Origin of the sequence: [Brevibacterium] flavum (assembly GCF_019317305.1) — a bacterium.
In the GTDB taxonomy this organism is placed as follows: Bacteria; Actinomycetota; Actinomycetes; order Mycobacteriales; family Mycobacteriaceae; genus Corynebacterium; species Corynebacterium glutamicum.
The window spans coordinates 1775033-1794320 of sequence record NZ_CP079240.1; the positions used below are offsets into that span (position 1 = coordinate 1775033).

Here is a 19288-nt window from a genome sequence, read left to right on the forward strand (position 1 = left end):
GCAAAAAATGATCTTTGAACTTCCGGATACCACCACCCAGCAAATTTCCAAGACCCTAACTCGACTGCGTGAATCGGGCACCCAGGTCACCACCGGCCGAGTGCTCACCCTCATCGTGGTCACTGACTCCGAAAGCGATGTCGCTGCAGTTACCGAGTCCACCAATGAAGCCTCGCGCGAGCACCCATCTCGCGTGATCATTTTGGTGGTTGGCGATAAAACTGCAGAAAACAAAGTTGACGCAGAAGTCCGTATCGGTGGCGACGCTGGTGCTTCCGAGATGATCATCATGCATCTCAACGGACCTGTCGCTGACAAGCTCCAGCATGTCGTCACACCACTGTTGCTTCCTGACACCCCCATCGTTGCTTGGTGGCCAGGTGAATCACCAAAGAATCCTTCCCAGGACCCAATTGGACGCATCGCACAACGACGCATCACTGATGCTTTGTACGACCGTGACGACGCACTAGAAGATCGTGTTGAGAACTATCACCCAGGTGATACCGACATGACGTGGGCGCGCCTTACCCAGTGGCGGGGACTTGTTGCCTCATCATTGGATCACCCACCACACAGCGAAATCACTTCCGTGAGGCTGACCGGTGCAAGCGGCAGTACCTCGGTGGATTTGGCTGCAGGCTGGTTGGCGCGGAGGCTGAACGTGCCTGTGATCCGCGAGGTGACAGATGCTCCTACCGTGCCAACCGATGAGTTTGGTACTCCACTGCTGGCTATCCAGCGCCTGGAGATCGTTCGCACCACCGGCTCGATCATCATCACCATCTATGACGCTCATACCCTTCAGGTAGAGATGCCGGAATCCGGCAATGCCCCATCGCTGGTGGCTATTGGCCGTCGAAGTGAGTCCGACTGCTTGTCTGAGGAGCTTCGCCACATGGATCCAGATTTGGGCTACCAGCACGCACTATCCGGCTTGTCCAGCGTCAAGCTGGAAACCGTCTAAGGAGAAATACAACACTATGGTTGATGTAGTACGCGCACGCGATACTGAAGATTTGGTTGCACAGGCTGCCTCCAAATTCATTGAGGTTGTTGAAGCAGCAACTGCCAATAATGGCACCGCACAGGTAGTGCTCACCGGTGGTGGCGCCGGCATCAAGTTGCTGGAAAAGCTCAGCGTTGATGCGGCTGACCTTGCCTGGGATCGCATTCATGTGTTCTTCGGCGATGAGCGCAATGTCCCTGTCAGTGATTCTGAGTCCAATGAGGGACAGGCTCGTGAGGCACTGTTGTCCAAGGTTTCTATCCCTGAAGCCAACATTCACGGATATGGTCTCGGCGACGTAGATCTTGCAGAGGCAGCCCGCGCTTACGAAGCTGTGTTGGATGAATTCGCACCAAACGGCTTTGATCTTCACCTGCTCGGCATGGGTGGCGAAGGCCATATCAACTCCCTGTTCCCTCACACCGATGCAGTCAAGGAATCCTCCGCAAAGGTCATCGCGGTGTTTGATTCCCCTAAGCCTCCTTCAGAGCGTGCAACTCTAACCCTTCCTGCGGTTCACTCCGCAAAGCGCGTGTGGTTGCTGGTTTCTGGTGCGGAGAAGGCTGAGGCAGCTGCGGCGATCGTCAACGGTGAGCCTGCTGTTGAGTGGCCTGCTGCTGGAGCTACCGGATCTGAGGAAACGGTATTGTTCTTGGCTGATGATGCTGCAGGAAATCTCTAAGCAGCGCCAGCTCTAACAAGAAGCTTTAACAAGAAGCTTTAACAAGAAGCTTTAACAAGAAGCTTTAACAAGAAGCTCTAACGAAAAGCACTAACAAACTAATCCGGGTGCGAACCTTCATCTGAATCGATGGAGGTTCGCACCCGGATTTTTGGCTCAGCGTTAGATTCTCACCCTAAAACCGCGCACTTAAAAAAGTTAGCTTTCTATACGTGCACCGCCTCTTTGATTGGTTCATGCGAGGCGATCCGAAAGTCTTCGCTGTACAGCGGCGAGGTGTTTCCGACCGCTAGTTGTGCTGCGAGTTCGCCATAAGCTGGAGAGAGCTTGAAGGCGTGTCCGGATCCTCCGGTGAGCACAATGACATTGTCAACCGCGTCGATAATTGGAGATTTGTCTGCAGTGTAGGTGTCATAGTGGACGCTGAAACGGTTGGGCTCTGGGTTGACCCCTGGGAAGAGTTCGTGGGTTTTCCGACCAAATTCAGAGACTGCGTCCCGGTCGAGGCGGAGATCTTCATCTTCTACATGAGCGCTTAATGGAACGCCCCACTCATCCAATCCGGCAATTTTGATGCTGTACCCATCGACGCATGGTGCTCCAAATACGTGGAAGCCATCACGGTCACGGATGAAGCATGGCAGGTTTTCCGGCTGGAAGTCCACTGGGTTGTTGGGCAGGAACCAGGTGAGCACTAGGCGTCGCACTTCAAGCAGTGGCGCGATGGAGGGCACGAGCTCGCTTGTCCAACTGCCGGTGGTGACGATAACGCGGTCCACGATTGTGGTTTCTTCGCCTGCTTGGATGACTACGTGATCGCCGTTGTCTTCGATGCTGGTGATTTTTTGGTGATCGCGTACTTGGGCACCATTTGCCTTGGCTGTTTCGATTGCACTGAACACTGCTAGTTCGGGGCGCAGGGCTCCACCTTGAAGATCAACAATTCCAGCTTCATCATCGCGGAAGTCTAGACCTGGGTAACGCTTGCGCATCTGCGCGGCGGTAAGTCGTTCATGTGGCAGCTCATAACGTTCCACTGATTCCACCAGGCGTTGGAAGGGTGCTTCGTCTTCCTTGCCGGTGCTTAAGACACCGAAGTTGTGGAAGAGTTCGCGTCCGGAAATCTCGCTCAGTGATGACCATAGTGCTCGTGCGCGTTTGAGCAACGGAACGTAGGTGCTGCCTTCGTGGTAGGCCATGCGAAACAGTCGGGACTCCCCTGTGAATGCGCCGTAGCCATGGGAGATGCCGAATTGTTCAAAGCCGATGGCCTCTACACCTGGGATGTTACTTAAGTGCCACAGTGCCATGGAGCCGGTTGATCCAAGGCCGATTACCGCAATTTTCATTGTTGTTTCTTCTCTCAAGCCAGTGCGGGTGATTCCCACAGGTTCAATGTGGTGCCGATGCCTTTTTCCAGGGCGTTTTCATACACTTGGGTTGCCCAGGCGACGTCTTCTACTGGCATGCCGCCGACGGAATAGAGGATGATTTCCTCATCGTTGGTGCGTCCGGGTAGCTTGCCGGAGCAGATATCGCCAATCTGGGAAATCTTTGCAAGGTCGAGTTTCCCTTGCAGCGCCAGGTCGTACCAGTGGGTTCCTGGAATGCCGAGGAGTTGGTAGGCCTGTGGGCCGTATTCTTCTGCCCAGGCTTCGTAGAGCCCCATGTAGTCAACAACGAGGCGGGCGTCGTCAAGCAAATAAGCGTCGTCGAAGCGACCGGCGGCTGGAAGCAGCAGCAATGCGCCCGGCTTGAGCCATTCTTTTTTGAAGTATGGGAAGGCTGAGGATCCGGCGGCGTCCGTGGTGGTGGCGGCGATGACGATGTCGGCGTCTTTGACCACGTCTTCTTCAGATCCGACGGCGACCACTTCGATCTCGGGGAATTTTTCCAACGCCCATGTTGCAAAGGCGTTGATGCCGCGTTCGCTGCGTCCCTTGATCTTGATGGTGGTGATTCCTGGGCGCTCTGCGATGCACGCTTCGGTGATGGTTTTCGCCATGACACCAGGTCCGACGACGGCCAAGGTTGTCGCGTCGGCGACCGCTAAGTGCTTCACGCCCACGCCGGGAACCGCGCCGGTGCGGTAGGCGGACAGCAGGTTCGCGGACATGATGGCCTTCGGTGCACCGGTGACCGTGTCGTTGAGGACGAAGGTGTGGATCGAGCGAGGCAAGCCTGAGGCCTTGTTTTCCGCGTTGGATCCGTACCACTTCACGCCGGTGTTTTTGAATCGCCCGCCGAGGTATGCGGGCATCGCCATGAATCGGCGGTCGGGGCCGTCCTTGGGCATGCCTTCAAATTCTGGGTTTTCCGGGAAGGTGATCATCGCGCCATGCGAGTTGGAGTTCAAACCGGCCATTTTGTAGTCGCCCTGCGCCAAGAGCACAAGCGTTTCCTCCATGACATCGACGCATTGTGCGACGTCTTTGACTCCGGCCGCGATCATGTCCGGTTCGCTCAAGAACAAGAAATTGATGGCGGTTTCAGTGGTGTAGGTTGCGGTCATTTTGAGGCCTTTCGAGTATCAGCGATTTTTTGCTTATCGACGCCCACCTGCACGGCGTCGGGCACGGTTTCCTCGGGGATTTCAGGTCCGAAATTGGTGCGGGTTGCCATCCCAATTCCGTTGGAATTGAGGTGGTAGGCAGATTCCGCGTGTTCTGCGCGGTCAATGCCTTCATATTCGGCTTCGGAGGTGATGCGCAGAGTCATGAACTTGTTCAAGATCGTGGCAATCAACCAGGTGACGCCGAATGCGTATGCAAGGGTCACGATGATGGCCAGTGGTTCCCTCCACAGCAGGGAGAGTTCGCCACCGAAGAAGACTCCGGAAACTCCCGCTGGTGCTAGTGGATCGCCAAAGAGCATGACAAACAGTGCACCTGCAATGCCAGCCATTCCGTGGACTGCGAACACATCGAAGGAATCATCGACTCGGTGTCCCTTCTTCCAGCTAATTGCCCAGAAGGAGACAACTGCGCCGAGCACTCCGACGGCGAATGCTCCGAGCGGGCTCACTGCATCCGCGGCCGGGGTGATAGCCACAAGGCCTGCGATTGTGCCGGTTGCCGAGCCAAAGAAAGTGGGTTTTCCGCTGAACACACGTTCAACGAGCATGAAGCCCATCATTCCGCCAGCTGCAGCAATGAGAGAGGTAACGACCACGTAGCTTGCGAGGAAGTTGGCACCACCTGCGGTACCACCATTGAATCCGAACCAGCCCGCAATGATCAGTCCTGCACCAATCAAAATCAGTGGAAGGTTGTGTGGACGCACAGCCATGGAGTGGCGGCGTCCCAGCACCATTGCCAGCGCGAGTCCAGACGCACCCGCATTCATGTGCACTGCCGTTCCACCAGCAAAGTCGTGGAACTCAAGCACATTTTTCATCCAGCCACCCACGTAGCCGGACTCAGGATCATCGATAGCGAAAACCCAGTGTGCCAGTGGCGCGTACACAAAGGTGAACCACAGGATACCGAAGACCAGCCACGCTCCAAAGCGCATGCGCCCCGCTGCACCAGATGAAACAAGTGCGAGTGAGATTGCAGCGAACAGAATGTAGAAGCCGGCCCACATGAGGTCTCCGGTGCCGTCATCTTCCATGATGTTGCGGAAGCCGAAGTATTCAAGTGGATTTCCGATAATTCCCCACCCACCGATGGAGTTTCCTAAGACAAGTCCGTGTCCATAAATGATGTACACAAGGCTGATGATTCCAAGTGAGCTCATAACCATCATGAACGTGTTAAGAACGTGTTGCCCACCCAGCATGCCGCCGTAGAGCAGGGACAATCCGGGGAACATCAGGCTTACCAACGCAAAAGCTGCGAGAATCCAGGCTAGATCTGAGGGGTCCATGTTAAAGGCCTTTCAGCTAAGTGATGCTGTCGAGCGGAGTATTTTCTATTCCGCTATAGATAAACCTAGTCCAGTTTCTACCTATCATTCTATAGATTTCTGTTTTTATAACGAAGGTCACGTTTTTAGCCCGCACTTACACCACGTCTCCCCTGCTGAAAAATCCCCCATGGCAGCGTTTTAACCTGCGGTTTTATAGACTCCACGTTCCGTCGGGAAACAGTTCCCCTTTAAAGATGTCCTTAGGGAAAATTGGAATGTATGTGAATTAGGCATCAAGATTTTCCAATTTTGACCACCACTTTGCCGAAATCTTGGTGTCGAAAGTACACACCGAGCAACAGTGGGGAGACAGCAGGTCGACAAAACCCAAAAAAAGCGGCTCCCCTATGAAAAGGGAACCGCTCTTTTTAAGCTCGTGTCTTATGAATAAGCCTGGATGAGGTTGAGTGCGACAATGCACACAATCCAGATAACGGCAACCAAAATGGTGACGCGATCCAGGTTCTTTTCAACAACAGTGGAGCCCGAAAGATTGGACTGCACACCGCCACCGAAGAGGCTGGAGAGTCCGCCGCCTTTGCCCTTGTGCAGCAAGACGAAAACCGTCATGAGCAGGCTGGCGACGACGAGGATGATTTGAAGCGTCAATGCCATGTGGAAAATGTTCCTTTGCCGTTTGAGAACCCAGGTGAACCTTATTCCCACCTGATTTCGAATAACTTTAGACAGTATACACGAGTACTACCTACCCAGCAGGACTAGCCAGAGTTGCGCAGTGCAGTGGAAAGACCGTTCATGGTCAGCTGGATGTTGCGGGATACTTGCTCGCTTTGGTCGCCTTTTCGGTAGCGTCGCATCATCTCTACCTGGATCACGTTGAGTGGAAGCAGGTAGGGGTATCGGCGCTGGACGGATCGTGCGAGAAGCGGGTTGTCATCAAGCAGATCATCAGAACCGGTGATTACGCAGAACATCTTCTTGGTCAGGAAGTATTCCTCGCGGATGACGGCATAAACGCGCTCAGCTACTTCCCTATCTGGGATCAGGTCTGCGTAGAGCTTTGCCAAACGCAGCTCTGCCTTGGACATCACCTGAGCCATGTTATCCAACACTGAGGTGAAAAATGGCCAGGACTCGTTGAGTGTTTGTAGCTCGGCAATGCGCTGGGTGGCCTGCTCCCCTTCGCCAATCCATTGCTCAAGTGCGGTGCCGACACCAAACCAGCCCGGCAGCATGACACGAGACTGGGACCAACTGAGCACCCACGGGATTGCTCGCAAATCTTCCACCGAGGAGGTCTGCTTGCGTGAGGAAGGCCTGGATCCGATGTTGAGGGATCCAATCTCCTGCAGCGGCGTGGACTGGGTGAAGTAATCGATGAAGCCTTGATCCTCGTGCACCAAGGAGGCGTACTTCTTCAAGCTGAGCTCAGAGATCTCACTCATGATGTCGTACGCGCGTTGGTGATCGGTGAGTTCGGAGACGTCGAGAAGCGATGCCTCAAGCGTTGCTGAGACCAGAGCTTCGAGGTTTCGGCGCGCGGTTTCGGGGTTGCCGTACTTAGCGGAGATGATCTCGCCCTGCTCGGTGATGCGCACGGAACCTTGGACAGCCCCCCTGGGCTGGGCAAGAATCGCGTCGTAGGAAGGTCCGCCACCGCGGCCGACGGTGCCACCACGGCCGTGGAACAGGCGAAGCTTGACCCCGGCTGATCGGCATAGTTCGACGAGCTGCAGTTCCGCGTCGTAAAGCGCCCAGTTTGCGGAGAAATATCCGCCATCCTTGTTGGAATCGGAGTAACCGAGCATGACTTCCTGGACGTTGTCGCGCTGCAGGAGGTAGTTGCGGTAAAGATCAATTTTCCACAGTTCGTCGAGGATTCCGGCGCCGGCCTGGAGATCTTCGATGGTTTCGAACAGTGGGATGACATCGACGGTGCCGCGTGGGTTGTCGCCGTTGGCTGCAATGAGGCCGAATTCCTTGAGCAATACCATCGGCTCGAGCACATCGGTGACCGATGATGCCATGGAGATGATGCAGTGAGGCACCATCCGTGGCCCGAATTTCTTAACAGCCTCCGACGCGGTGCGGAAGATGCCGAGCTCGCGGTCGGTGACCTCGCTGTATTCATCTGAACCGTGCGGGATCAGCGGACGAGGGCTGCGCAGTTCCTTCAGCAGCACCTCAAGCTTCTCTGCTTCAGACAGCTCGCGGTAGTTTGCGGTGACTTGGGCGCGTTCGAAAAGCTCGGTGAGGACGTCCTCGTAGCTTTCGGAGTTTTGGCGCAGATCCAGTGCGTAAAGGTTGAATCCAAAGCTCTCGATGGCAGAAATCAGCACAGACAAACGATCATCGGCAATGAGAACGTCATTGGATTCACGCAGAGAATGATCAATGGTCAACGCATCGTTTAAGAATTCTTCCGGAGATGCGTATGGAGTAAAGACCTTGAACCACACGCCCTCAACGGCGTCCTCGCCGATCAGCTCGGCCGTCGTCGCGAGGATACGTCCGCGAACGCCATGGACGGCGCGTCGATAAGGCTCATCCACGCGGCTTGGCACGTCGTTGTGCCCGGCATCTGCCAGCGCAAGCAGCTGCGGGGTGACCTTATTCATGCGGTCCGACAGGCTGAGCTCATGCTCGAGGGAATGCAGCTGGCGTGCATAGTACTTGAGCACGGTTTCCGCAGCGCGGTGAGTGGAATACTCAACTGTTTCCGCGGTGACATAAGGGTTACCGTCGTGGTCTCCACCAATCCAGGAACCTGGCTTGACCACGGGCTTCAAAGGAACATCCTCGCCGAAACGCTCACGAAGCTCAACAGCCACATCACGGTTGATACGTGGAATCTCTTCCAAAAGGCTCAGCTTGTAGTAGCGCAGCCCTACTTCGATCTCGTCCTCGATACGTGGGCGGGCCACACGAATCAACGCGGTCTGCCACAAAATGGTGATGCGACGGCGGATGTTCTTCTCGATCTCATCCAACTTGCTTTGCGTACGAGCGGTAGGCTCCGCAGACTGCAAAGCGTGGCGTTCACGCATGTGGGTGGTGATCCACTTTTGCGCATCAAAAACAGTGCGGCGGCGAGTCTCAGTTGGGTGCGCAGTCAGAACCGGCGCCACCTCAGCATTGCGCAGCACATCGGCCACAGCTTCTGCGCCAACATTGCCCTCATTGAGTTTCAGCCAGGTGGCATCAAGAGTGCTGTCCGGAGGGGTGTCGCCTGCATCGAGAGCCTGTTCACGAAGCTCTTCATCGTAGAGGTCTTCCGCCAGGTTAGCCAGCAGAGCGAAGTGGGAAAATGCGCGAGCAATCGGTGTTGCCTTGGCTGGAGTAATGCCGTCGAAAACCTGAACCAGGCTATCCATTTCGGCGTTGCCCTTGGCGATATCAAAAGAAGTCAGGCGCGCTTGTTCGACCAGTTCATAAACCTCCTGGCCTTCTTGTTCCGCAATTACCTCACCGAGGATTTGACCGAGGAACCTGATGTCATCGCGTAAAAAATCAGTCATAACTACTTTAAACACTCTTTCACATTGAGGGTGTTGGCGTGCATGAGATAAAAAATCACCCAGCAAAACAGGTGTTTAGCTGGGCGATTGATTTCGATGGCTTTCATGGGCTCATCAAAACCGCACTTCTACAGTGCTTGTGCTTTAAGGCTGTGCTTTAAGGCTGTGCTTTAAAGCTCTGTACTTTAAGCAACGCTCGCAGCGTTGGCAGCCAGCTTGGCGAATGCTTCACCGTCGAGGGAAGCGCCACCGACAAGTCCGCCGTCGACGTCAGGCTGACCGACGATCTCAGCGACGGTTTCTGCCTTAACAGAACCACCGTAGAGAATACGCAGGCCCTCAGCGACCTCGTCGCCTGCAAGCTCCACGATCAGACCGCGGATAGCCTTGCACACTTCCTGAGCGTCAGCTGCGGAAGCAACCTTACCGGTGCCGATAGCCCACACTGGCTCATACGCGATAACGGTGTTGGCCAGTTCAGCAGCGTCCAGGCCAGCAAGGGACTTGCGGGTCTGCTCGACGACATACTCAACGTGGGTGCCAGCTTCACGGATTTCCAGTGGCTCACCAACGCAGACGATCGGGCTGATGCCGTTGGACAGAGCTGCCTTTGCCTTCGCAGCAACCAACTCATCAGACTCGTTGTGGTACTCGCGGCGCTCGGAGTGTCCAACGACAACCCAAGAGCAGTTCAACTTTGCCAGCATGCTTGCAGAAACTTCACCGGTGTACGCACCGGACTCGTGCGGGGAGACGTCCTGAGCACCGAAAGTGACCTCAAGCTTGTCGCCCTCAACGAGAGTCTGGACGGAGCGGATGTCAGTGAAAGGAACGGTGACTGCAACGTCAACCTTCTCGAAGTATTCCTTTGGAAGGGCGAATGCAAGCTTCTGAACAGTGCCGATTGCCTGCTGGTGATCCAGGTTCATCTTCCAGTTACCAGCGATAAGTGGCTTACGTGCCATGGGTGAAACACACCTTTCTTAAAAGTTTCCCGGTGGCCCTTTTGTTGTGTTGTCTAAAAAAGGGCCGTGTCGGATTTACTGAGCGAGAATTGCAACGCCTGGGAGTTCCTTGCCTTCAAGGTACTCGAGGGATGCGCCACCACCGGTGGAGATGTGGGAGAAGCCGTCTTCGTTCAGGCCGAGCACGCGAACGGATGCTGCGGAGTCGCCACCGCCAACAACGGAGAATGCGTCGTTGCCTGCAGTTGCATCGATGATGGCCTGTGCGATGCCGCGGGTGCCTTCAGAGAATGCTGCGAACTCGAACACGCCCATTGGGCCGTTCCAGAAGATGGTCTTAGCGGTGCTGAGAACCTCACCGAAGTTCTTGACGGACTCTGGTCCGATATCAAGAGACATCCAGCCTTCTGGGATGGAGTCCAGGTCAACGATCTGCTTCTCTGCGTCCTTGTTAAATTCGGATGCTGCAACCAGGTCAACTGGGAGAACGATCTTGTCACCGAAGCGTGCGAGCAGGTCGGTGCAGGTAGCCTTCATTTCTTCCTGCAGGAGGGACTGCTGAACATTGTGTCCCTGAGCTGCGAGGAAGGTGTAGCACATGCCGCCACCGACGATGATCTTGTCAGCCTTGGCAGCCAGCGCCTCAATAACACCGATCTTGTCAGAGACCTTGGATCCACCGAGAACCACAACATAAGGTGCCTCTGGTGATTCTGCGATCTTTTCCAGAACGGAAATCTCGGTCTCTACCAGTCCGCCAGCGTAGTGTGGCAGCAACTTTGCGATGTCGTAGACGGAGGTCTGCGCGCGGTGGACAACACCAAAGCCGTCAGAGACGAATGCGCCGTTGTCTGCTGCAAGAGCTGCGAGCTCCTGAGCGAAAGCGGTGCGCTCTGCCTCGTCCTTGGAGGTTTCGCGTGGGTCGAAGCGCACGTTCTCCAGGAGCAGGATGTCGCCCTCGGTCAGGCCGTTTGCGCGCTCGTGTGCGTCTTCGCCAACAACGTCTGCGGCAAGTGCAACGTACTGGCCAAGTTCATCGGAGAGTGCCTCAGCGACAGGTGCGAGGGAGTACTTCTCGTTGACTTCGCCCTTTGGGCGGCCAAGGTGAGCCATGACGATGACCTTTGCGCCACCTTCGCTCAGTGCTTTAAGGGTTGGTAGGGAGGCAATGATTCGGCCCTTATCGGTGATCTCGCGGTCATCGTTGAGGGGAACATTGAAGTCAGATCGAACGATGACGTGGCGTCCGTCTACGCCTTCGTCGAGCAAGTCCTTGAGGGTCTTAACAGCCATGCCGTACTCCTTGGAGATTTGATTGTTTAAAAAATTCTTCTGGTGCAATGTGATGCACTGTCCCAGATTGCCACACATTGTGTGGCGCTGGCACCGGTATTCAATTGTATTGATTAAAGACACAAAATAGCCCGGGGTGCGCCGAGGCACACCCCGGGCCATTGGGATGACACATCACCGTGAGCATCGATCGCCCACGTTAGCGATGTGAACTAATTAGAGCTTGGAAGCTACGAGCTCGGTCAGACGCAGGAGCTGGCAGGTGTAGCCCCACTCGTTGTCGTACCAGGAAACAACCTTGACGGTGTTGCCGGAGACCTTGGTCAGGCCAGCGTCGAAGATGGAGCCGTGGGAATCGTGGACGATGTCGGTGGAAACCAGTGGCTCTTCGGAGTAAGCCAGGGTCTCGCCGAACTCGCCGACTGCAGCTTCCTTGATTGCAGCGTTGATGGACTCAACGGTGACCTCAGACTTGGTGTTGAAGGTCAGGTCGGTTGCGGAACCGGTGATAACTGGAACGCGAAGTGCGTAGCCGTCAAGCTTGCCCTTGAGCTCTGGGAGAACCAGAGCAACAGCCTTAGCTGCACCGGTGGAGGTAGGAACGATGTTGACTGCTGCTGCACGTGCACGACGCAGGTCGCGGTGAGGTGCATCGTGCAGGCGCTGGTCGCCGGTGTATGCGTGAACGGTGGTCATGAGGCCGTTCTCGATGCCGAACTTGTCGTTCAGGACCTTTGCCATTGGTGCGAGGCAGTTGGTGGTGCAAGATGCGCCGGAGATCACGTTGTGGTTCTCAGGATCGTAGGACTCGTGGTTCACACCGTAAACGAAGGTTGCGTCTTCGTTGCTTGCTGGTGCGGAGATGATGACCTTCTTGGCACCTGCTTCGATGTGAGCCTTAGCCGCGTTTGCATCGGTGAAGAAGCCGGTGGACTCGATCACGATGTCAACGTTGTGTGCAGCCCAGTCCAGGTTCTTTGGATCGCGCTCTGCGTAAACAGCGATGCGCTTGCCACCAACGGTGATGGAGTCATCGTCGTATTCAACTTCCTGGCCAAGGCGGCCCATGATGGAGTCGAACTTGAGAAGGGTGGAAAGGGTCTTGTTGTCGGTGAGGTCGTTGACTGCAACTACCTCGAGATCGTCGCTGCGCTCTAGAACTGCGCGGAAGAAGTTACGTCCGATACGGCCAAATCCGTTAATACCAACACGAATGGTCATGTTGTGTCTCCTCTAAAGATTGTAGGAAATGCAATGTGTCAAGCAGTTAGGTCAATCAGAGCATCGGTCACTCAAGAATTCTTGAGCTGACAGAACCCAAGGGCGAGTATGGTGAATTTTTCCAACTCACGCACCAAACCTACTCACATTGGATAATTCGTCGAGTCAACTCCGTGTCAACCTGTCCTCAACTTTAGCGGGGAAACAAAGATTTCGCAGCGGATGCAAAATCATACAGACACATTCAAAAATGGACATTGACCCCAAACGGGGGTATTTCCAACACTTGCGCTAAATAGTTTTTGCAGGGAACGAACCTGAAATCGTTCGCACCGCGATCCGCTCCCCCGAATGGGGTTAATTATGAATTAGACTACACCCCCGTGAATCCACAAATTAAAGTCTCAGATTTGAAGCCAATGTGATGCAACTCACACTGGCTTCAATGGTAATCCCAATAGGCTCGGTCGTTTTTATGAGGCGAGCGACTAGATTTCTTCCAACAAATCTTCCGTCACAACAGAATTTGTATCAGGAATCTTCAGATCTTCGGCGCGCTTATCTGCCATCGTCAAAAGACGACGAATACGACCGGCCACAGCATCCTTGGTCATTTGAGGATCAGCCAACCGGCCCAACTCCTCCAACGATGCCTGACGGTGCTGCACACGCAGCTGTCCAGCCTCAGCCAAATGCTCAGGAACATCATCACCAAGAATCTTCATGGCGCGTTCTACCCTCGCTGCAGCGGCAACTGCTGCTCGGGCTGACCTGCGCAGATTGGCATCGTCGAAGTTGGCCAACCGGTTTGCCGGAGTTCGACTTTCCCGCTTGATGCGTTTTTCTTCCCACAACATGCGAGTTTTCTGTGCACCCATTCGAGTGAGCAGTGCCCCAATTGCTTCCGCATCACGAACATTGACGCGATCAAATCCTCGAGAATCTTTCGTTTTCGCCGCGATCCCAATTCTTCGAGCACATCCAACCAGTGCCAATGCTGATTCTTGACCAGGACACAACACCTCCAACGAAGAGGAACGACCTGGATCACTTAAAGATCCATTGGCTAGAAACGCACCGCGCCATGCAGCTTCAGCGTCACTGATTGTTCCGCTGACCACAGAAGGCGCTAGACCTTTAACCACATGTCCAGACCTGGTGACCAGTCCGGTGCGTCGCGCAATTTCATCGGCATTGTCAATGATGCGCACCAAATACCGTGGCGTTTTCCTGCTCACAGTCGGGTTCACGGTGTGCACATCGACTCGAGAGTTGTACAAACCTTGGATAAACTCCTGAAGCCTCATACCGACTTGCATGCTGTCCAAATTTGCTTCGATCACCAGCTTGCCGCCGACAGCTTGCATCTCACCAGCAAACCTTAAAATTGCAGACACTTCCGCAGCACGAACACTGTTTTTGGCCACATGGACCTGCGCCAATTCTTGTTTGATATCACTCGTCAGTGACACGCCTACTCCTTAACGCTTTCGTTCTCCAGCAAAACTTGCCAGCAACGCTGCACACAGCTTTGCTGGATCGTGAATACTGGTGAATCGACCACGGCCATCTTCAGCCTGGACATCATGGAAGGAGACTTCTGCACCAAGGGTGCGAGCAGCTCGTTCTACATGATTGCGTTCGGTTTGTGAGGACAGTGTCTTGGCATCGACAATGACTTGGTCAACCTGAAGGTTTCGAGCATGCTGGCGGAGCACATGGATGTGTCGTTCTGCAGAGAATCCCGCGGTCTCCCCTGGCTCGGACGTCAGGTTTAACACCACGGTTTTGGTTGCTTTTGTCTGCGCCAAGGCATCAACGATCTCTGGGACCAAAATGTGTGGAATCACAGAGGAGAACCAGGAACCTGGGCCAAGGGTGACCAAATCTGCATCGAGAATGGCCTCGATGGCAGCGGGGTTCGGTTCTGGATTGTCCGGAATGATTCGAACGCGGCGTACTTGCCCTGGGGTGGCAGCTACTGCCACTTGACCACGAACTTGGCGCATGACTCGAGCATCAGAGTCTAGACCTGATACTTCCGCTTCAAGATCCAAAGGTTCAGCACATACCGGGATGATGCGTCCTTTGGCTCCAGCGAGTTGAGCGATTTGATCAAGCGCATGCTGGGAGGTGCCCAAAATGTCGGTCAACGCCACGATCACGAGGTTTCCCAAGGCGTGACCAGCTAGCGCACCATGTCCACCGAAGCGGTGCTGCAGGAGGTTTTCCCACAATCCGCCTTCTTCGGCATCGGCGATCAAAGCTGCCAACGCCATGCGCAGATCTCCTGGAGGGATCTGCCCCAGCTCATGGCGAATACGGCCTGATGAGCCACCATCATCAGCAACTGTCACCACAGCGTTGATGGTTGTCGGTGAGCAGATTTGAGCTGCTCGAAGGGTCTGAAAAAGACCATGTCCACCGCCCAAGCTGGTGATTACACGTGGTCGCTCAAGTGGAGCTTCTTCTGGTGTGTCATTTGGGGCATCGAAGAAGGTTGTCAATTAGTTGGCCCCTTTCCTAGTGGCGGTTAATATCGCGGTGTACTACAGACACGTCGAGCGTGGTCTGATCTGCGATTCTTTTGGCTAGTTCTTCAGACACCGCAACTGATCTGTGGTGTCCACCGGTGCAGCCGACACCGATTGTGATGAAGTTTTTTCCTTCGTGGCGGTATCCCGGAAGCATGTCTTTGAGCATGTCCACAAAGTTGTTCAAAAATTCTTCTGCGCCTTTTTGGGAGAGCACATAGTCAGATACTGGCTTGTCCACTCCCCTAAATGGGCGCAGCTCTGGAACCCAGAATGGGTTCGGCAAGAAGCGCACGTCCACAACAAAGTCGGCGTCGCGTGGTGAGCCGTGTTTGAAACCGAATGATTCAATGGTGACGTGCTGGGTGCGCGTGGCGATTGTCCTAAACGAGGATTCGATGGCGCGGCGCAAATCATGCACGGACAGATCCGAGGTATCGATGACCACTGAAGCGTCTTCCTTCACAGGAGACAGCACGGTTCGTTCACGTTCAATACCCACCTGAAGGGTTTGGCTGCCCTGCAAAGGATGGGTGCGGCGCACATTATCGAATCGCTTGATCAGCACCTCATCGCGTGCTTCCAGAAATAACACCGTGGGATCGAGCTGCTTATCACGCAGCTCTGAAACAACCTGGGTGAGGCTTCCGCGGAATTCACGGGAGCGCACATCGCACACGACTGCAACTTTGTCGACGGGAGAATCTTCCCGAGCGCACATATCAATTAACTCCAGGATGATCTGTGGTGGAATATTGTGCGCCACATACCAACCCAAGTCTTCGAGGACTCGGGCTGCTGTGCTCAGACCTGCGCCTGACATACCGGTGATGATGACAGGTGTGAAATTGTCCCTGTACTTCACAGGATTTTCTTGTGCAGACTTATCAGTGTGCGTGACCCCAGTGGATTGAATCATGGTTACATCCTAGCGATCTACTTATTTTGACGCGTGAAGACCTTCATAGACAGCCTCCGCAAGTTTCGGGCCAAAGCCTTTCACTTGGGAAATGTCTTCAACGCTTGCCTCTTTCAGTTTTGCCACGGATCCAAAGTGCTTGACTAGTTCAGTGCGACGGCTCTGGCCAAGGCCCTTGATGCTGTCTAGCTCGGAAACACGCATGCGCTTGGATCGTTGCTGGCGGTGGTAGGTGATGGCAAAGCGGTGGGCTTCGTCACGGATTTGCTGGAGCAAAAACAGTGCTTGGGAGTTTCTCGGCAAGATGACGGGATCGGGGTCGCCGGGCAGCCAGATTTCTTCCAAGCGCTTGGCTAGGCCAATGAGCACCACGTCAACGATGCCTAATTCATCAAAGACTTCTTGGGCTGCAGCTACCTGCGGGGCACCACCATCGACGATGAAAATCTGAGGAGGGTATGCAAAACGCCTGGCGTCGGTGCTCATTTCCTCGACTTTTTCATCGCTGAAGGTCGAGCCGTCAAACTCTTCGACTTCGGGAACAGCAAGTTTGTCTTGGTTGTGGCGCAGGAAGCGGCGCCTGGTGATTTCCGCAATGGATGCCACATCGTTGGAATGTCCATCGCCTGCGGCTTCTTTGACTCGGTAGCGTCGGTAGTCCGATTTTCGAGGCAAACCATCTTCAAAAACCACGAGGGATGCCACCACATCGGTGCCCTGAATATGCGAAATATCGGTACATTCAATGCGCAGCGGAGCCTGTTCCATGTCCAGCGCTTCCTGCAATTCCTGCAGAGCCGCTGAACGCGCGGTGAGATCACCAACACGCTTGAGCTTGTGCTGTTTCAGCAGCTCTTTGGCGTTGCGCTCCACAGTTTCCATGAGCGCTCGCTTGTCACCGCGCTGCGGCACGCGCGCATCAACGCCAGCACCGCGCAATTCCTCCAGCACTTTCAGGGTTTGCTCAGCTTCATTGGGCGCAACTTGCACGAGGATTTCACGGGGCACGACCGAAGCGCGCGTCACCGGGGCTGCCTCTTCAAAAGAATGCTTATCGACGCCACGTCGCTCGATCACCGCAGCATCTTCCTTAGCCTCAGTTTCAGCACGCTCGACAGCATCGCCATAAAACTGCACGAGGAAATCTTGCATCAAAAATGGCAGTGCGGGATCTGTTTCCGGGGCATCGCCCTCAGGTTGGGTCGTAGCGTCGACAAGCAATCCGGCGTAGTCGCCGGGCTTTTCCACAACCCAGCCGCGCTGGCCGCGGATTCGGCCGCCTCGGATGTTGAAGACTTGCACGGCGGCTTCTAGCTGATCGGTGGCGAATGCGATGATGTCGGCGTCGGTGCCATCGCCAAGGACGACGGCCTGTTTTTCCATGACCTTGTCAATGGCTTCCAGATCATCGCGCAGGCGGGCCGCGCGCTCGAAATCGAGTTCCTCGGCCGCAGCCATCATGTCGGCGTTGAGTTTGCGAGTGACTTTGTCGGTGTGACCAGCCATGAAAGAGGTGAAACCGTCAACGATTTCGCGGTGTTCCTCTTCGCTCACGCGGCCCACGCACGGGGCCGCACATTTATCGATATAGCCCAACAAACACGGCCGGCCGAGGCTTTCGTGGCGGTTAAACACACCCTTTGAACAGGTGCGCATGGGGAAAACGCGGATGAGAAGATCAAGGGTTTCCCGCACTGCCCACGCGTGGGAATACGGTCCAAAATAGCGCACACCTTTGCGGCGCGGACCTCGGAAGAAGAACGCGCGCGGGAACCTCTCCCCTGTGGATACTGCCAGCATGGGATAGGTTTTATCGTCGCGGTATTTTACGTTGAACCGCGGATCAAAGCGTTTAATCCAGGTGTATTCCAGCTGCAGCGCCTCGACTTCGCTGGACACCACGGTCCACTCCACAGACGACGCTGCGAACACCATTTGGCGGGTGCGCGGATGCAGTTGGGTGACATCCTGGAAATAGTTCGACAACCGCGAACGCAAGTTTTTGGCCTTGCCCACGTAGATCACGCGGCGGTTTTCGTCCCTGAATTTATAAACACCCGGCTCCGTTGGAATTGTTCCTGGAGCCGGGCGATAAGTTGTTGGATCAGCCACAGCTTAATTAGTCCTCTGGCATGTACTTGTTTTCGAGGTCGCGGAAGGTCGCAACCGCGCGCACCGCATCTTCGCCATCGCGGGACTGGAAAGCCCACATGGGAACGAATTCAAAGTCTGGAAGCTCCAAACGTGCCACGCTGCTGCCCTTGGGGAAAGACATGCCGTAGATGACAACCCATGGGTAGAAACGAGTTCCGATGAAGTTACGCACCTCAACGCCGTCTTCGTTGGCACGCACGCGAGGGCGAGTCAGTCCCAAGAACACAAGAACGGAGAAGATGATGCCCAACGCTGGGAATGCCAGAGTGTCAACAAAGGTGACCGCTGCACCGGTGAAATCGACGTCCACCACGGCACCCATGAAGATGTGAAGGGCCATGATGACAACCACGGCTACCCACGCGATCTTTTTCAGAAACCTTGTGGTCACCTCCAGCTCCCATGGCTTGGTTGTGGTGGTGCCAGCGAAAGCTGCGGTGTATTCCTGAATTTCCGCATCGCTGAGCTGTACCTTTGGCTTCCCGACAGCGCCCGAATGTGCGTTGTTGATGTTGTTCGTTGCTCCGTCGGGGGCGTTGGTTGTCACGATTTCACAAATCCTTAGAACTAATTAGCGGTGGTGCGCATCCTGCTAGGCATTAAACCGAGGCGTCAAACCTTTTAAAGAACAGTCTAACCCTCAGTTGCACGAATTTGAGAAAGCACGAGGGCAGTATCGAGTGCAGCGACCATTGCCTCTGCGCCTTTGTCCTCTACAGAGCCTTCTCCACCGGAGCGTTCCACGGCTTGCTCTTCGGTGTTGGTAGTCAACACACCGTTGCCGATTGGGGTGGAAGTATCAAGAGCAATGCGGGTGAGGCCTTCGGTGACAGAGTCGCACACGTAATCAAAGTGTGGGGTGCCGCCACGAACGACACAGCCCAAGGCAACTACTGCGTCATGGGTGCGTGCCAGTTCTTGCACTACGACTGGAAGTTCCAGGGCGCCGATGACGCGGTATTCGCTCACCGTTGCTCCTGCTGCACGTCCCGCATCTACTGCGTGCTTGTGCAGGCGGTCGCAGATTTCTGCGTTCCACCGTGCGGTGACTACGGCGACTTTTAATCCGCTGGCGTCGGGGAGTTCGACTGCCGGCAATCCTTCTTTAGCCATTGTTGTGCTC

The 19288-nt window shown here is 54.9% G+C and carries 16 protein-coding genes; 2 read left to right on the forward strand and 14 right to left on the reverse strand.

The genetic code is table 11. From position 1 onward, the window contains the following. The first annotated feature begins 7 nt into the window (after nucleotides 1–7). Together KW808_RS08565 and pgl are read left to right on the forward strand one after the other, a co-directional pair. Entirely contained in the window at nucleotides 8–967 is a 960-nt protein-coding gene (locus KW808_RS08565) for a glucose-6-phosphate dehydrogenase assembly protein OpcA (RefSeq protein ID WP_003862265.1), read from the forward strand. A 16-nt stretch (nucleotides 968–983) separates the two neighbouring features. After that, complete coding sequence (gene pgl, locus KW808_RS08570) at nucleotides 984–1691, forward strand: 6-phosphogluconolactonase (protein WP_003862263.1); 708 nt, start codon at nucleotides 984–986, stop codon at nucleotides 1689–1691. A 206-nt stretch (nucleotides 1692–1897) separates the two neighbouring features. Here pgl and solA read toward each other — a convergent pair whose 3' ends face one another. The 14 genes from solA to ribH all read right to left on the reverse strand — a co-directional run bounded on the left by solA (nucleotide 1898) and on the right by ribH (nucleotide 19278). Further along, on the reverse strand, nucleotides 1898–3040 hold the full coding sequence (solA, locus tag KW808_RS08575) for an N-methyl-L-tryptophan oxidase (RefSeq protein ID WP_003862261.1): 1143 nt from the start codon (nucleotides 3038–3040) through the stop codon (nucleotides 1898–1900). Nucleotides 3041–3054: 14 nt separating this feature from the next. Further along, nucleotides 3055–4203 (reverse strand): ornithine cyclodeaminase family protein, encoded by a 1149-nt coding sequence (locus tag KW808_RS08580; RefSeq protein WP_003862260.1) that lies wholly within the window; start codon nucleotides 4201–4203, stop codon nucleotides 3055–3057. After that, nucleotides 4200–5558 carry an ammonium transporter gene (locus tag KW808_RS08585; protein WP_003862259.1) on the reverse strand — a complete coding sequence of 453 codons (1359 nt, stop codon included), beginning with the start codon at nucleotides 5556–5558 and terminating at the stop codon, nucleotides 4200–4202. Before KW808_RS08585 ends, KW808_RS08580 begins: the two co-directional genes overlap by 4 nt. 423 nt (nucleotides 5559–5981) lie before the next feature. Further along, nucleotides 5982–6215, reverse strand: a complete 234-nt coding sequence (gene secG, locus KW808_RS08590; RefSeq protein ID WP_003856037.1) for a preprotein translocase subunit SecG — start codon at nucleotides 6213–6215, stop codon at nucleotides 5982–5984. Between the two features lie 104 nt (nucleotides 6216–6319). Next, the gene (gene ppc, locus KW808_RS08595) at nucleotides 6320–9079 is read right to left on the reverse strand and encodes a phosphoenolpyruvate carboxylase (RefSeq protein WP_040072736.1); all 2760 of its coding nucleotides are present in this window, start codon (nucleotides 9077–9079) and stop codon (nucleotides 6320–6322) included. Nucleotides 9080–9264: 185 nt separating this feature from the next. Further along, nucleotides 9265–10044, reverse strand: coding sequence for a triose-phosphate isomerase (gene tpiA / locus KW808_RS08600; RefSeq protein ID WP_003862254.1), 780 nt, complete (start codon nucleotides 10042–10044; stop codon nucleotides 9265–9267). Between the two features lie 75 nt (nucleotides 10045–10119). Further along, nucleotides 10120–11337, reverse strand: coding sequence for a phosphoglycerate kinase (pgk, locus tag KW808_RS08605; protein WP_003862252.1), 1218 nt, complete (start codon nucleotides 11335–11337; stop codon nucleotides 10120–10122). 216 nt (nucleotides 11338–11553) lie between these two features. Then, entirely contained in the window at nucleotides 11554–12558 is a 1005-nt protein-coding gene (gap, locus tag KW808_RS08610) for a type I glyceraldehyde-3-phosphate dehydrogenase (protein WP_003862250.1), read from the reverse strand. 488 nt (nucleotides 12559–13046) lie between these two features. Beyond that, a complete protein-coding gene (gene whiA, locus KW808_RS08615; RefSeq protein WP_003862248.1) occupies nucleotides 13047–14030 on the reverse strand; it encodes a DNA-binding protein WhiA in 984 nt (327 codons plus the stop codon). A 9-nt stretch (nucleotides 14031–14039) separates the two neighbouring features. Further along, nucleotides 14040–15065 carry a gluconeogenesis factor YvcK family protein gene (locus tag KW808_RS08620; RefSeq protein WP_003862246.1) on the reverse strand — a complete coding sequence of 342 codons (1026 nt, stop codon included), beginning with the start codon at nucleotides 15063–15065 and terminating at the stop codon, nucleotides 14040–14042. Between the two features lie 16 nt (nucleotides 15066–15081). After that, nucleotides 15082–16011: an RNase adapter RapZ gene (rapZ, locus tag KW808_RS08625; protein WP_003856023.1), complete on the reverse strand. Its 930-nt coding sequence runs from the start codon at nucleotides 16009–16011 to the stop codon at nucleotides 15082–15084. A gap of 21 nt (nucleotides 16012–16032) precedes the next feature. After that, a complete protein-coding gene (gene uvrC / locus KW808_RS08630) occupies nucleotides 16033–18123 on the reverse strand; it encodes an excinuclease ABC subunit UvrC (RefSeq protein ID WP_003862243.1) in 2091 nt (696 codons plus the stop codon). A 7-nt stretch (nucleotides 18124–18130) separates the two neighbouring features. Then, nucleotides 18131–18712, reverse strand: coding sequence for a PH domain-containing protein (locus KW808_RS08635; protein WP_003862241.1), 582 nt, complete (start codon nucleotides 18710–18712; stop codon nucleotides 18131–18133). An 86-nt stretch (nucleotides 18713–18798) separates the two neighbouring features. Then, nucleotides 18799–19278: a 6,7-dimethyl-8-ribityllumazine synthase gene (gene ribH / locus KW808_RS08640; protein WP_003856018.1), complete on the reverse strand. Its 480-nt coding sequence runs from the start codon at nucleotides 19276–19278 to the stop codon at nucleotides 18799–18801. Nucleotides 19279–19288 lie beyond the last annotated feature (10 nt).